Origin of the sequence: Halomonas sp. MCCC 1A11062 (assembly GCF_021404355.1) — a bacterium.
Classification (GTDB): Bacteria; Pseudomonadota; Gammaproteobacteria; order Pseudomonadales; family Halomonadaceae; genus Halomonas; species Halomonas aerodenitrificans.
Window position 1 is genome coordinate 52,847 of the sequence record NZ_JABFTW010000018.1, and the last position, 15,513, is coordinate 68,359.

General features: G+C 66.0%; 10 protein-coding genes. 7 read left to right on the forward strand and 3 right to left on the reverse strand.

Features of this window, described 5'->3' with window-relative positions:
* The first annotated feature begins 40 nt into the window (after positions 1-40).
* From metK to ahcY, 7 genes are all read left to right on the forward strand, one after another.
* A complete protein-coding gene (gene metK / locus HOP58_RS17205) occupies positions 41-1,261 on the forward strand; it encodes a methionine adenosyltransferase (protein WP_234260994.1) in 1,221 nt (406 codons plus the stop codon).
* Between the two features lie 548 nt (positions 1,262-1,809).
* Positions 1,810-4,080 (forward strand): NADP-dependent malic enzyme, encoded by a 2,271-nt coding sequence (locus tag HOP58_RS23280; protein WP_234260995.1) that lies wholly within the window; start codon positions 1,810-1,812, stop codon positions 4,078-4,080.
* Positions 4,081-4,132: 52 nt separating this feature from the next.
* Entirely contained in the window at positions 4,133-6,802 is a 2,670-nt protein-coding gene (gene aceE / locus HOP58_RS17215; protein ID WP_234255573.1) for a pyruvate dehydrogenase (acetyl-transferring), homodimeric type, read from the forward strand.
* 17 nt (positions 6,803-6,819) lie between these two features.
* A complete protein-coding gene (gene aceF, locus HOP58_RS17220; RefSeq protein WP_010626424.1) occupies positions 6,820-8,136 on the forward strand; it encodes a dihydrolipoyllysine-residue acetyltransferase in 1,317 nt (438 codons plus the stop codon).
* Positions 8,137-8,148: 12 nt separating this feature from the next.
* Positions 8,149-10,257 (forward strand): dihydrolipoyl dehydrogenase, encoded by a 2,109-nt coding sequence (gene lpdA / locus HOP58_RS17230; protein ID WP_346657482.1) that lies wholly within the window; start codon positions 8,149-8,151, stop codon positions 10,255-10,257.
* A gap of 103 nt (positions 10,258-10,360) precedes the next feature.
* Positions 10,361-11,959: an SLC13 family permease gene (locus tag HOP58_RS17235; RefSeq protein ID WP_010626426.1), complete on the forward strand. Its 1,599-nt coding sequence runs from the start codon at positions 10,361-10,363 to the stop codon at positions 11,957-11,959.
* Between the two features lie 193 nt (positions 11,960-12,152).
* On the forward strand, positions 12,153-13,562 hold the full coding sequence (ahcY, locus tag HOP58_RS17240) for an adenosylhomocysteinase (RefSeq protein WP_234260996.1): 1,410 nt from the start codon (positions 12,153-12,155) through the stop codon (positions 13,560-13,562).
* Between the two features lie 88 nt (positions 13,563-13,650).
* On the opposite strand, the gene HOP58_RS17245 is transcribed toward ahcY, so the two are convergent.
* The 3 genes from HOP58_RS17245 to HOP58_RS17255 all read right to left on the reverse strand — a co-directional run bounded on the left by HOP58_RS17245 (position 13,651) and on the right by HOP58_RS17255 (position 15,474).
* Positions 13,651-14,115, reverse strand: a complete 465-nt coding sequence (locus tag HOP58_RS17245) for a hypothetical protein (RefSeq protein WP_234260997.1) — start codon at positions 14,113-14,115, stop codon at positions 13,651-13,653.
* 9 nt (positions 14,116-14,124) lie between these two features.
* Positions 14,125-14,475: a DUF6152 family protein gene (locus HOP58_RS17250; RefSeq protein WP_234260998.1), complete on the reverse strand. Its 351-nt coding sequence runs from the start codon at positions 14,473-14,475 to the stop codon at positions 14,125-14,127.
* Positions 14,476-14,544: 69 nt separating this feature from the next.
* Positions 14,545-15,474, reverse strand: a complete 930-nt coding sequence (locus tag HOP58_RS17255) for an AEC family transporter (protein ID WP_234260999.1) — start codon at positions 15,472-15,474, stop codon at positions 14,545-14,547.
* Between the last annotated feature and the right edge of the window lie 39 nt (positions 15,475-15,513).

Below are 15,513 nucleotides of genomic sequence, written 5' to 3' on the forward strand. Positions count from 1 at the left end.
CGATATTAAAGCTTGCCGATACATAGAAGGGTCGACACGCATGAGCGAATATTCCCTGTTCACCTCCGAATCCGTCTCCGAGGGACATCCGGACAAGATCGCCGATCAGATCTCCGATGCGGTGCTGGACGCCATCATTGCCCGCGACAAGCATGCCCGAGTGGCCTGCGAGACGCTGGTCAAGACCGGGGTGGCCATCGTCGCCGGCGAGATTACCACCTCGGCCTGGGTCGACCTGGAAGAGCTGGTGCGCAAGGTGATCATCGAGATCGGCTATACCTCCTCCGAGGTCGGTTTCGACGGTGAGACCTGCGGCGTGCTCAACCTGATCGGCAAGCAGAGCGTGGACATCGCCCAGGGCGTGGATCGCAGCAAGCCGGAGGATCAGGGGGCGGGCGATCAGGGCCTGATGTTCGGCTACGCCACCAACGAGACCGACACCTACATGCCGGCGCCGATCCACTACGCCCATCGCCTGGTGGAACGTCAGGCCGAGCTGCGCAAGCACGGCCTGCTGCCTTGGCTGCGCCCGGATGCCAAGAGCCAGGTCACCTTCCGCTACGATGAGGCGGGAATGCCCTGCGCGGTCGAGGCGGTGGTGCTCTCGACCCAGCACGCGCCGGAGATCGATCAGGAGGAGCTGCGGCGCATGGTCAAGCGCGAGATCATCGAGGAGGTGATCCCGGCGGAGTGGCTGACCGAGTCGACCAAGTACCACATCAACCCTACCGGCAAGTTCGTCATCGGCGGCCCGGTAGGCGACTGTGGCCTCACCGGGCGCAAGATCATCGTCGATACCTACGGCGGCATGGCGCGCCACGGCGGCGGTGCTTTCTCCGGGAAGGACCCCTCCAAGGTCGACCGCAGCGCCGCCTACGCCGGGCGCTACGTGGCCAAGAACATCGTTGCCGCCGGGCTCGCCGACCGCTGTGAGATCCAGGTCTCCTACGCCATCGGCGTAGCCGAGCCCACCTCGGTGTCGATCAACACTTTCGGCACGGCCAAGGTGGACGAGGCGCGCATCATCGAGCTGACGCGCGAGCACTTCGATCTGCGCCCCTTTGCCATCACCCGCATGCTCGATCTGCTGCACCCGATGTATCAGCTCACCGCGGCCTACGGCCACTTCGGTCGCGAGCCCTTCGAGACCAGCTACCACTGGAAGGACACCAAGGGCCAGGAGCACACCGAGACCTTCACCGCCTTCCCCTGGGAGCGCACTGATCGTGCCGCAGCGCTGCGTCAGGCCGCCGGTTTGTAAGCACTCGCCCAAGCTCGAAATGACAGGCCCCGCCGGCTTCGCCGTGCGGGGCCTGCTGCTATGGTGGGGAACACGAGGGACGGGGGCACAAGGGGCCGGGGCGCAGGCTGCCTGTGCGGGAATGCGCACGAGGCATGGTGCGCCTGCTACCGCTGCCGGTTCCTTTCGCGAGGATAATTCGTAGGCAAGGCAGTCGCTTGCGTTGCTGTGCGGAACTTCGTATGCCGAATTCGCCGATTGTGCACATATCCAGTCAAACCTGAGTCGTCGTTGCTGCGACCAAAGTCGCATAGCGGTTCGCTAAGCGATTGAAAGCCTTTTCTTTCACTCATTTAGGCGCATTGGTTGCTGAATGCAGACTGCGCCCCATGAGACGCGCGGCTCCTACAATGACAAGTGGGCACGACATGACGAGCTGAGTGCGGCGTAGAGGGAATTGTGGTGTGGCCAGCGGAACCGGCCTGGCAACAGTTCGAGAAGGCGATCGGCAACGCGATCATCGACTCCTCTATCGCCGCGCAGTGTGAAAGCGAGAAGAGGCGAAGCACATGGCAGACGATTTGCGCGACAGCGCCTTGCAATATCATCGGTTCCCCCGCCCCGGCAAGCTGGCGATCCAGGCAACCAAGCCCATGGCCAGCCAGCGGGATCTGTCCCTGGCTTACTCTCCCGGTGTGGCCTCGGCCTGTGAGGAGATAGAGCGCGACCCTCTCCAGGCCGCCGAGTACACCGCCCGCGGCAACCTAGTAGCCGTGGTCAGCAATGGCACGGCGGTTCTGGGGCTGGGGGCCATCGGCGCTCTGGCCTCCAAGCCGGTCATGGAAGGCAAGGCCGTACTGTTCAAGAAGTTCGCTGACGTGGACGTGTTCGATATCGAGATTGAGGAGCGCGACCCGGACAAGCTGATCGAGATCATCGCCGGCCTGGAGGCGACCTTCGGCGGCATCAACCTGGAGGACATCAAGGCACCGGAGTGCTTCGAGATCGAGCGTCGTCTGCGCGAGCGGATGAAGATCCCGGTCTTTCACGACGACCAGCACGGTACCGCCATCGTGGCGGGGGCCGCCCTGCTCAACGGCCTGCGGGTGGTGGGCAAGGAGCTCGGGGATATCCGCCTGGTGTGCAACGGCGCGGGCTCTGCGGCCCTGGCCTGTCTGGACCTGGCGGTCTCCCTGGGGGTACGCCCGGAGAACATCCTGGTCTGCGACCGCAGCGGCGTGGTCCACACCGAGCGCACCGACGACATGGATCCCTACAAGGCGCGTTACGCGGTGGCCACCGAGGCCCGCACTCTGGCCGATGCCATCGAGGGGGCCGACGTGTTCTTCGGTCTCTCGGCCGGGGGCGCGCTCAAGCCGGAGATGGTGGCCACCATGGCCGACCGCCCGCTGATCCTGGCCATGGCCAATCCCATCCCGGAGATCATGCCGGAAGAGGCCAAGGCGATACGCCCGGATGCGGTGATCGCTACCGGGCGCTCGGACTACCCCAACCAGGTCAACAACGTGCTGTGCTTCCCGTTCATCTTCCGCGGAGCGCTGGACTGCGGCGCCACCACGATCAACGAGGAGATGAAGCTGGCCACCGTCAAGGCCATCGCCGACATGGCGACCACCACTGTGCCGGAAACGGTGGCGGTGGCCTATGGCGGCCAGGCGTTGACCTTTGGCCCGGACTACATCCTGCCCAAACCCTTCGACCCGCGTCTGATCGACACCATCCCGCCGGCAGTGGCCAAGGCCGCCATGGACAGCGGTGTAGCCACCCGACCCATCGCCGACCTGAAGGCCTATGCCCGCTCGTTGTCGCGGCTGGTATACCGCTCCGGCAACGTGATGGAGCCGGTGTTCGAGCGGGCTCGGCAGAACCCGCTGCGCCTGCTCTACGCCGAAGGCGAGGACGAGCGCGTCCTGCGTGCCATGGAGGTCTGCGTCAGCCAGCACTATGCCAAGCCCGTGCTGATCGGCCGCCGTAAGGTCATCGAGGCGCGCATCGAAGAGCTGGGCCTGCCGGTGAGGGCCGGCGTCGATTTCGAGCTGATCGACGCGCGGGACTATCCCGACTGCTCCACCCTGGCCAGCGAGTACCACCAGCTGATGGGACGGCGTGGCGTGCATCCCGAGGCCGCCGAGAAGCGCGTGCGCAGCCGCTCCACCATCCTGGCCTCGCTGCTGCTGCGCCGGGGCGAGGTGGATGCCGTGATCGCCGGCCCCGTGGGCACCTACCACGAGCACCTGGATCTGGTGCTGGACGTCATCGGCCTGCGCGAGGGCGTCAGCACGCCTGCCGCCCTGCAGCTGCTGATCCTCGAGCGGGCCACGCTGTTCATTGCCGACCCCTTCGTCAACTACGACCCCGACGCCAGCCAGATCGCCGAGATCACCCTGCTGGCCGCGGAGCAGGTGCGACGTTTCGGCATCACCCCCCGGGCCGCCCTGGTCTCCCACTCCAACTTCGGCAGCTCCGACTTCGCCAGCGCGGTGAAGATGCGTGAAGCGCTGGCGCTGATCCGCGAACGCGATCCGGAGCTGGTGGTGGATGGCGAGATGCAGGCCGACTCGGCGCTCTCCATGGGCGTACGCGGACGCATCCTGCCCGATTCGCTGCTCGAGGGTGAGGCCAACCTGCTGATCATGCCCAACCTGGACGCGGCGAACATCGCCTTCACCGCGCTGAAGGTGCTGGGCAACGGCGTGTCGGTGGGGCCCATCCTGCTGGGGGCCGCCAAGCCGGTGCATGTGCTCAACCGCACGGTGACCGCAAGGGGCATCGCCAACATGAGCGCTTTCGCCGTGGTCGAGGCGCAGACCCATCGCTGACAGCGAACACCAACAACAACAAGCCCGAGCCAACGATCAAGGGAGACGCCCCATGGCTTTCGATGATTACAACGACTTCGATCCCCAGGAAACCCGGGAGTGGCAGGAAGCCGTCGACGTGGTGGTGGAACGGGTGGGCCCCGAGCGGGCCACCTACCTGCTGCACAAGGCGGTGGAGGAGGCCTACCGCACCGGGGCCGAGGCGCCGGACACCACCCGCACGCCCTATGTGAACACCATCCCGCCCCACAAGGAGGCCAAGCTGCCCGGCGACGCGGCCCTGCTGCAGCGGCTGATCGCCTATCTGCGCTGGAACGCCATGGCCATGGTGGTACGCGCCAACAAGAAACCCGCCGAACCCGGCGGGCATATCGCCAGCTACCAGTCTTCGGCAGTGATGTACGAGGTGGGTTTCAACCATTTCTGGCAGGCCCCCAGCGACGGCCACGGCGGTGACATCATCTACGTGCAGGGCCATTGCGCTCCGGGCATCTATGCGCGGGCGTTCCTGGAAGGGCGGCTCTCCGAGGAGCAGCTGGAGAACTTCCGCCTGGAGGTGGACGGCAAGGGAATCTCCTCCTACCCCCATCCTTACCTGATGCCGGACTTCTGGCAGGTTTCCACCGTCTCCATGGGACTGGGGCCGATCATGGCCATCTATCAGGCCCGCTTCATGAAGTATCTCCAGAACCGCGGGCTGGCCGACACCGAGGGGCGCAAGGTGTGGGCCTTCCTCGGCGACGGCGAGATGGACGAGCCCCAGTCCCAGGGGGCCATCGCCCTGGCCAGCCGCGAGAAGCTGGACAATCTGATCTTCGTGATCAACTGCAACCTGCAGCGCCTGGACGGTCCAGTGCGGGGCAACGGCAAGATCGTCCAGGAGCTGGAGGGCAACTTCCGCGGGGCGGGCTGGAACGTCATCAAGTGCCTGTGGGGCTCGGGCTGGGACGAGCTGCTGGCCAAGGACACCCAGGGCCTGCTGCGCAAGCGCATGGAGGAGTGCGTCGACGGCGAGTACCAGAACTTCAAGGTCAAGGGCGGCGGCTACATCCGCGAGCACTTCTTCGGCAAGTACCCGGAGCTCAAGGAGATGGTCGCTCACCTGTCGGACGACGACATCTACTACAAGCTGATCCGCGGCGGCCACGACCCGCAGAAGGTCTACGCCGCCTATCACGCCGCGGTCAACACCAAGGACAAGCCCTCGGTGCTGCTGATGAAGACCGTCAAGGGCTACGGCATGGGCGAGGGCGGCGAGGGTCAGAACATCACCCACCAGAAGAAGAAACTGGGTGAGGACAACCTGCGCTACTTCCAGAAACGCTTCGATCTGCCCTTCAGCGATGAACAGGTCACCGCAGCGGCCTTCATCAAGCCGCCGGAGGAGAGCGCCGAGATGCAGTTCCTGCACGCTCAGCGCCAGGCCCTGGGAGGCTACCTGCCCCAGCGTCAGCGCAACGGCGACCGGCTCGAGGCGCCGCCTCTGGAGATGTTCAAGCAGGTGCTGGCGGACACCGGCGAGCGCACCATGTCCACCACCATGGCCATGGTACGCATCATGGTCTCCCTGGCCCGGGACAAGACCCTGGGGCCGCGGCTGACCCCGATCGTTGCCGACGAGTCGCGTACCTTCGGCATGGAGGGCATGTTCCGGCAGATCGGCATCTACGCGCCGGAAGGGCAGAAATACGTGCCCATGGACGCCGAGGAGATCATGCCTTACCGCGAGGACCAGAAGGGGCAGATCCTGCAGGAGGGCATCAACGAGGACGGGGCCATGTCGTCGTGGATCGCCGCCGCCACCTCGTACAGCAACCACGGGGTCACCATGATCCCGTTCTACATCTACTACTCCATGTTCGGCTTCCAGCGCGTCGGCGACCTGGCCTGGGCGGCCGGCGACATGCTGGCGCGGGGGTTCCTGATCGGCGGCACCTCGGGGCGCACCACCTTGAACGGCGAAGGGCTGCAGCACCAGGACGGCCACAGCCAGCTGTTCGCCCAGTTCATCCCCAATTGCATGGCCTATGACCCGACCTTCCACTACGAAGTGGCGGTGATCGTGCGCGATGGCCTCAAGCGCATGTACGAAGAGCAGCAGGACGTCTTCTACTACATCACCACTATGAACGAGAACTACCACCATCCGGCTCTGCCCGAAGGCGCCGAAGAGGGCATCATCAAGGGCATGTACCGGTTCAGCCAGGCCGAGGGCAAGGCCAAGGCGCCGCGGGTGCAGCTGCTGGGCTGCGGCAGCATCCTCAACGAGGTGATTGCCGCGGTGGAGCTGCTGCGCGACGACTGGGGCGTAGCGGCCGACGTCTGGAGCTGCCCGAGCTTCAACGAGCTGGCCCGCGACGGCCATGCGGTCAAGCGCTGGAACCGGCTGCACCCCGGCGAGACACCGCGCAAGAGCTATGTCGAGCAGTGCCTGGAAGGCACCGAAGGGCCGGTGATCGCCTCGACCGACTACATCCGCATGTTCGCCGAACAGATCCGGCCTTTCGTGCCGCGGCGCTACGAGGTGCTGGGTACCGACGGCTTCGGTCGTTCCGACAGCCGCGAGGCGCTGCGCCGCCATTTCGAGGTGGATCGGCACTACGTCGTCCTGACCGCGCTGCAGGCCCTGGTCGACGAGGGCAAGCTCAAGAGCGCCAAGGTGCGCGATGCCATCGCCAAGTACGGCATCGACCCCGAAAAGCCCAACCCCCTGTACGCCTGAGCCGAAGGAGAACAACAGTGGCCATTCAAGAGATCAAGGTACCGGACATCGGCGATTACACCGATGTCCCGATCATCGAAATCCACGTCCAGGCCGGCGACACGATCCAGGTCGAGGACCCGCTGATCACCGTGGAATCGGACAAGGCGTCGATGGACGTGCCGGCGCCAGCGGCGGGCACGGTCAAGGAGCTCAAGGTCAAGCTCGGCGACACGGTCTCCGAGGGCAGCCTGGTGCTGCTGCTGGAGAGCGAAGCGGGGGCGGCGGCACCGAGCGGGGCGGATGAAAAGCCAGCGGCGCCCGGCGGCAGCGAAGGGCAGCCAGCGGCAGCGGCCGCTGCTCCGGCTGCTTCATCTACGGCGACCGCTACCGCAGCGCCGAGCGGTCCGATCGCGGATTTCAGCAGGGTCCACGCCAGCCCCTCTGCGCGCCGCCTGGCACGCGAGCTGGAGGTGGACCTGACCCGCGTGCCGGCGACCGGCCTCAAGGGGAGGGTGACTCAGGAGGACATCCGCAACTTCGCTGTCCACAACTTCTCTGGGGGCGGTGCCTCGGCGGCGGCTAGCACTTCAACCGGCGCTCCAGCCGGCGGCGGGGGGCTGGATCTGCTGCCCTGGCCCCAGGTGGACTTCAGCAAGTTCGGCCCGGTGGAGACCCAGCCGCTGTCGCGTATCAAGAAGATCTCCGGCGCCAACCTGCACCGCAACTGGGTGCAGATTCCCCATGTCACCAACCACGACGAGGCCGATATCACCGAACTTGAAGCCTTCCGGGTGCAGTTCAACAAGGACAACGAGAAGTCGGGCGCCAAGGTCAGCATGCTGGCGTTCATGATCAAGGCCGCGGTCGCCACCTTGAAGCAGTTCCCCGAGTTCAATGCCTCGCTGGACGGCGACCAGCTGATCCTCAAGCGCTACTACCACATCGGCTTCGCCGCCGACACGCCCAACGGCCTGGTGGTGCCGGTGATCCGCGACGCGGACAAGAAGGGCGTGGTGGAGATCGCCCAGGAAATGGGGGCGCTGGCCAAGCTGGCCCGCGACGGCAAGCTCAAGCCCGATCAGATGCAGGGCGGTTGTTTCACCATCTCCTCCCTCGGCGGCATCGGTGGGCTCTATTTCACGCCCATCATCAACGCCCCCGAGGTGGCCATCATGGGCGTGTGTCGCTCCTTCTGGAAGCAGGTCTCGCCGGACGGCAAGCACTCGGAGTGGCGCTACATGCTGCCGCTGTCGCTCTCCTGGGATCACCGAGTGATCGACGGCGCCGCCGCGGCCCGCTTCAACGTCCATTTCGCCAACCTGCTCGCCGACATGCGGCGCATCATCATGTGAGGAGTCGACGACATGGCCAATGCAATCGAAGTCAAGGTGCCCGATATCGGCGATTTCAAGGACGTCGAGATCATCGAGGTGCTGGTCAAGCCGGGCGATGCCATCGACATCGAAACCCCGCTGATCACCCTGGAGACCGACAAGGCCTCCATGGACGTGCCCTCCCCGGTGTCGGGTACGGTCGCAGCGCTCAAGGTCAAGGAGGGCGACACGGTCTCCGAGGGCTCGCTCATCCTGATGCTGGAGCCGGCCGAGACGGGCTCCCGGGTGATGGACCGCGAACCGCAGCCGGTAGTGCATGAGCAAGGGGTCGGTTCACCGGCGCCCGGCGATGCCGGCGGTGGCTATGGCGGCGGCGGGCTGGAAGAGGTGCGGGTGCCGGACATCGGCGATTTCGATGACGTCCCGGTGATCGAGGTGCTGGTACGCCCCGGCGATACGATCCGCGCCGAGGATTCGCTGATCACCCTGGAGTCCGACAAGGCCTCCATGGACGTGCCAGCGCCCAAGGCCGGCAGGGTCGCCGAGGTGCTGGTGGCGGTGGGCGACAGGGTTTCGCAAGGCACGCCGATCCTGATGCTGGAGGCGGAAGGGGCGGCCCACGCAGCCACACCTGCGGCCGCACAGGCAGCGGAGCCGCCGGCGGCCGTGCCCGCCCCCACGGCGGCCAGCTATGCCGGCGGCGCCGATCTCGAGTGCGAGATGCTGGTGCTCGGTGCCGGGCCGGGCGGCTACTCGGCCGCCTTCCGGGCCGCCGATCTGGGAATGAAGACCGTGCTGGTGGAACGCTATGGCAGCCTCGGCGGGGTGTGTCTGAACGTCGGCTGTATCCCCTCCAAGGCGCTGCTGCATGTGGCGGCGGTCACCGATGCGGCCAACGCCATGGCCGATCATGGCGTCGCCTTCGGCAAGCCGAAGGTCGATCTCGACAAGCTGCGCGGCTGGAAGGAGAAGGTCGTCGGCAAGCTCACCGGGGGGCTGGCCGGCATGGCCAAGGCGCGCAAGGTCGAGGTCGTGCGCGGGGTCGGCACCTTCCTCGACCCGCATCACCTGGAAGTAGCCCTGACCGATGGCGACGGCCAGGAGCCGACCGGCGCCAAGCAGGTGATCAAGTTCGATAAGTGCATCATCGCCGCCGGTTCGCAGTCGGTGAAACTGCCTTTCATCCCCGACGACCCTCGGGTGGTCGATTCCACCGGGGCGCTGAAGCTGACCACCATTCCCAAGCGCATGCTGGTCATCGGCGGCGGCATCATCGGCCTGGAGATGGCTACGGTCTACTCCACCCTGGGCACGCGCATCGACGTGGTCGAGATGCTCGACGGGCTGATGGCCGGCGCCGACCGCGACCTGGTCAAGGTGTGGGAGAAGGTCAATCAGCCGCGCTTCGACAAGGTGATGCTCAAGACCCGAACCACCGCGGTGAAGGCGCAGAAGAACGGCCTCAAGGTCAGCTTCGAGGGCGAGGGCGCTCCCGCCGAACCGCAGCTGTACGACATGATTCTGCAAGCGGTCGGTCGCAGCCCCAACGGCCACAAGATCGGTGCCGAGAACGCTGGCGTGGCGGTCGACGAACGTGGTTTCATCGCCACCGACAAGCAGATGCGCACCAATGTCGGCCACATCTTCGCCATCGGCGACATCGTCGGTCAGCCGATGCTGGCTCACAAGGCGGTGCACGAGGCGCATGTCGCGGCGGAGGCCGCTGCCGGCCACAAGAGCTTCTTCGATGCCCGGCAGATACCCTCGGTGGCCTACACCGACCCGGAAGTCGCCTGGGCCGGCAAGACCGAGGCCGAGTGCAAGGCCGAGGGCATCAAGTACGGCAAGGCGGTCTTCCCCTGGGCCGCCTCCGGTCGGGCCATCGCCAACGGTCGTGACGAAGGGTTCACCAAGCTGATCTTCGACGAGGAGACCCATCGCATCATCGGCGGCGCCATCGTCGGTACCCAGGCGGGGGATCTGATCAGCGAGCTGTGCCTGGCCATCGAGATGGGCTGCGACCCGGTCGACATCGGCAAGACCATCCATCCTCACCCGACCCTGGGTGAATCGGTCGGTATGGCCGCCGAACTGTTCGAGGGGGTGTGTACCGATCTGCCACCGCAGAAGAAGCGATAGACGAACGCCAGCGGGCGGCTGCTGTCGGAGCCATCATATGGAGGTCCGGCAGGCCGCCGCTCGCTGACCAGGACTGTAAAGCAAGTAATGGAGAGACCGACAAATGGACAAGCAACCCCACGAGCAGACACAGGGCGAGGCGCCGGGAGGCGAAGAGGCCGGCGGGCGTTCCGCCAGACTGATATGGGGGCTGCGTGCCTTCGGGTTGCTGGTGGCACTGATCGTCTGGCTTGCCATGGGCCAGGCCGAAGGGCTGTCGCCGGATGCACGCTGGGTGGCGACGATCGGCGCCCTGATGGCGGTATGGTGGATGACCGAGGCTATCCCGCTCTCGGCCACCGCCCTGCTGCCGATCGTGCTGATCCCGATGCTGACGGAGCGTACCGTGGCCCAGGCCACGGCGCCCTATGCCAGCTCTATCGTGTTTTTGTTCCTCGGTGGCTTCCTGATCGCCATCGCCATGGAGAAGTGGAACCTGCACCGGCGCATCGCGCTGCTGACCCTGGCCCGGGTCGGGGTCTCGCCGCATCGGATCGTGCTCGGCATGATGCTGGCCACGGGATTCCTGTCGATGTGGGTCTCCAACACCGCGACGACCCTGATGATGCTGCCGATCGGGCTCTCCGTGCTGGCCCTGGTGGCGGAACGCAGCGGTGAATCCACCGAGACGGTCAGCGCCGGCCACGACCATCACCGGGCCGGGCACGTCGACTTCATCGCCGACGAGAACATCAAGCGCTTCGGCCTCTGCCTGCTGCTGGCCATCGCCTGGTCGGCCAGCATGGGTGGCCTCGGCACCCTGCTCGGCAGCCCGCCCAACGCCATCGTCGCCGGCTACGCCGCCGACGAGCTGGGCCGCAATATCGGTTTTCTCGACTGGATGATGCTCGGCGTGCCGCTGGCCTTCACCTTCATCCTGGTGGGCTGGGTACTGATGACCCGAGTACTCTACCCGTTCAAGGTCGAGGAGATTCCCGGCGGCCAGGAGATGATCGAAGGGGAGGTCCGCAAGCTCGGCTCGCTCACCCAGGGCGAGAAGATGGTACTGCTGGTGTTCGGCTCGGCGGCGTTCCTGTGGGTGGTGCCCGGTGTTCTCGGCAACATCCCGGGGGTGGGGCAGTGGCTGGGGCCGCTGGGTAATCTCGACGATACCGCCATCGCCGTTGCCGCCGGGATTGCGCTGTTCGTGCTGCCGGCGCGAGGTCGCAACGAGATGGTGCTGAACTGGAAGGATGCCGAGGATGGGCTGCCCTGGGGGGTGCTGCTGCTGTTCGGCGGTGGCCTGAGCCTCGCCGGCGCCGTGGCAGGCACCGGCCTGGACAGCTGGTTCGGTCAGCAGATCACCGGACTTGGGGTGCTGCCGATCCTGCTGCTGGTGGCTGCCGTGGCCACCATCGTGCTGTTCCTCACGGAAGTGACCAGCAACACGGCCACGGCCGCGACCTTCATCCCCGTGCTCGGCGGTGTGGCGGTGGGCATCGGCACCGACTCGATGACGCTGCTGATCCCGGCGGCCTTCGCCGCGACCTGCGCCTTCATGCTGCCGGTCGGCACGCCACCCAATGCCATCGTGTTCGGCACCGGCGCGGTCAGCATCGGTCAGATGGCCCGGGGCGGGGTCGTCCTCAACATCGTCGGGATCGTGTTGATCACGCTGTTCTGCTATCTGCTCGGCGGCTTTGCGCTGGGCCTGCAGTTCTGATCCCCTCTGGGGGTGGCACCGTGACGGGCTCTTGCTGGGTTGGGCTCCAGCGGACCGCCACCCCGCTTCGTGCGGCGCCTCCGGTGCCGTTCGAGTGTATCGATGAGCGAGGGGAAGGCGAGCGTTGATTGTCGCTGCCGGCGTTCCCTGCCTATAGTGAGGGGCACCGTTTTCCGCTCGAGAGAGGTGACGCATGAACCAGCCAGCCGTTTCCGCCGCGACCGCGCAGGACTTCAAGGTCGCCGATATCAGCCTGGCCGACTGGGGACGGCGCGAGATCCGCATCGCCGAAACCGAGATGCCGGCGCTGATGAAGATCCGCGCCAAGTATCGCGACGAACAGCCGCTGGCCGGGGCGCGCATCGCCGGCTGCATTCACATGACCATCCAGACTGCGGTGCTGATCGAGACCCTGATCGACCTGGGGGCTTCGGTGCGCTGGTCGTCGTGCAACATCTTCTCGACCCAGGATCACGCTGCCGCCGCCATCGCCGCTGCCGGTATCCCGGTGTTCGCCTGGAAGGGCGAGACGGAAGAGGAGTTCTGGTGGTGCATCGAGCAGACCGTGGAAGGGCCCGACGGCTGGACCCCCAACATGGTGCTCGACGACGGCGGCGACCTCACTGCGCTGCTGCATGACAAACGCCCCGAGCTGCTCGACGCCATCCACGGCATCTCCGAGGAGACCACCACCGGGGTGCATCGTCTGCAGGAGATGCTGCGCGACCGCACGCTCAAGGTGCCGGCGATCAACGTCAACGACGCCGTGACCAAGTCGAAGAACGACAACAAGTACGGCTGTCGCCACTCGCTCAACGACGCCATCAAGCGCGGCCTCGACCACCTGCTGGCAGGCAAGCAGGCGCTGGTGGTGGGCTACGGCGATGTGGGCAAGGGCTCGGCGGCCTCACTGCGCCAGGAGGGCATGATCGTCAAGATCGCCGAGATCGACCCGATCTGTGCCATGCAGGCGTGCATGGACGGCTATGAAGTGGTCTCGCCCTATGTCGACGGCATCAATCGCGGCAAGCAGAGCGTGGATCGCCAGTTGCTCTCGCGCATCGACCTGGTGGTCACCGCCACCGGCAACATCGAGGCCTGCGACGCCGGCATGCTCGAGGCGCTCAAGCCCGGCGCGGTGGTGTGCAACATCGGCCACTTCGACAACGAGATCGATACCGCCTTCATGCGCCGCCACTGGCACTGGGAGGAGGTCAAGCCGCAGGTGCACAAGGTCTATCGCGACAGCACGCCGGGCCACTTCGACCCCGCCAGCAGCGACTACCTGCTGCTGCTCTCCGAGGGGCGCCTGGTCAATCTGGGCAACGCCACCGGGCACCCCTCGCGGGTGATGGACGGCTCCTTCGCCAACCAGGTGCTGGCGCAGATCCACCTCTATCAGCAGCGCTTCGCCGACCTGCCGCCGGCCGAGAAGGAGGGCGGCCTGGCCGTCACCGTGCTGCCGCGCCATCTCGACGAGGAGGTGGCCCGCTACATGGTCGAGGGCTTCGGCGGGGTGCTCACGCAGATGACCGAGCAGCAGGCCAAGTACACCGGGGTGCCGGTGGCGGGACCGTACAAGCCGGACGCCTATCGCTATTGAGCCGTATCGCGCGACGACGGAAAAGCGAAGTAACGGAAAGCCAAGTAATGGTGAAGTAAGCGCCGCCTGCGGGCGGCGTTTCCATTGGTCAGCCATCGACGAAGGCAAGCATGCGGCCCGTCAGCAACACGGCTGGCCACAGCAGCAGAGACAGAATGCCGGCCACGAGCAGGCGCCGGGGCGTGGCATGTGCCAGCCCCGGCCCCAGGTTGAGCAGCAGGGCGTTGGCGATGGCCAGTGCGATCAATGCCAGCTTGAGGCGAAACAGGGGCATGGCGGCATAGCCGCTGGGGTCGGCGAGAAACAGCAGCGCCCCGGTGGCCATTGCCAGCAGCAGCCCAGCGACGGCCACCGGCTGCAGCAGCCGGCCCAGCTCTTGCAGCGGCAAGCGTTTGCGCCAACCCAGCAGGCGCAGGTCAAGGGCAATGATGGCGCCGATCAGCAGGGCGATGCCCAGCACGTGCAGGGCATTGATCGCCGCATAGCCCCAGCGTGAGAGCCGCACCCACTCGGCCAGGGCAGTATCGGCGAGCGATGTCAGCAGGGCTTTCACGTCGCCAAGTCAGATTCGCCCGGGATAGAGCACGTAGTGCTCCTCGCCGATCCACAGCTGCTCAGCCTTGAGCACACGTTCACGGGCATGTTCGCCCGAGACGCGCAGCTTCACGCCTTCGGCGAGGTCGCCTTCTTCTAACCCGGCGCGTTCGTTGCGCCAGGGCTGGCCGACCTCGACCGTCCAAGTTTCGCCATCCACGTCGAGTTGCACTTCGCCGTGGGGATTGCCCAGCCGCACCTGGGTGATGGTGCCTTCTATCTCGATGGTCTCGCCGCCGACCCAGCCGTGGTGGGCCTGGGCGGGGGCGAGGAACAGCAGCATGACGATGGCGAGCGCCCAATATGCATGACGATGCATGATGGCCTCCTTCCGAGGATGTCTTGCTTCAGGCTAGCTCTACCGGGCCGGGCTTCAAGGCCAATCGTTCTACAGGCCGGCCAGGCGCATCAACAGCGGCAGGTAGAGCGGAATCAGCAGCGGGGCGGCCAGAGTGGTGGCCAGCACCGCCAGGGCGCCCTTTTCCGGCTTGATACCGAGCTCCATGGCGACCACCACCACGTTGGCCGCCATCGGCACCACGCCGATCAGCAGAAGCGCCAGGGCTAGCTCGTCGGGCAGCGTCATCAGCGTCTGCAGCAGCACCACCACCGCCAGCATCAGCCAGGGCCACAGCAGGTAGCGGATCGCCACGCAGCCGGTCATGAAACGCAGGTCGATCTCGCGAATCGTGACTCGGCCCAGGGTCATGCCGATGATCATCATGCCGAGCAGGGTGTAGGTGGAGGGAAACACCGCCAGGCTGTCGATCAGCGTGGCCGGCAGCGTCAAGCCGAGCCCGCTTACCAGCAGCGCGGCGAGAAAGGCATAGATCAGTGGTAGACGTACGATCTTGATCAGGCTCTGGCGCACCGAAAACTGGCCGCGGGCGCTGAGATAGAAGCCCACCGTGAACTCGTAGAGTGTCACGCCGAGCAGGCAGAACAGGTACAGCGTCACGCCTTCCGGCGGCAGCAGGATCATGGCAATGGGCAGGCCGAAATAGCCGGTGTTGCCGGTGCCGGAGGAGAAGGCGAGCACCGCGCCCTCCTGTGGTGACAGGAAGCGCTTGGCCAGCGGGTTGATGGCAGCGGCGATCAGGCTTGCCAGCAGGAACAGCGCCAGGGTCAGCAGCAGGTAGTGGGGCGTGGGGCCGCCCAGCAGCAGGCCGCGAAAGAAGGTGACCGGAGCGATCAGGTAGATCAGCAGCGTGGCGATGGGGCGTGGATCGATGGCCAGCCGCCGTGCCGCCAGCCAGCCGAGGCCGACGAAGGCCAGAAGGGTCCAGAGGGGGCCCAGCAGGGCACTGGGGTCGATCATCGCTCGCCATTCCATCGCCGAAAGCCGATATGATGCCTG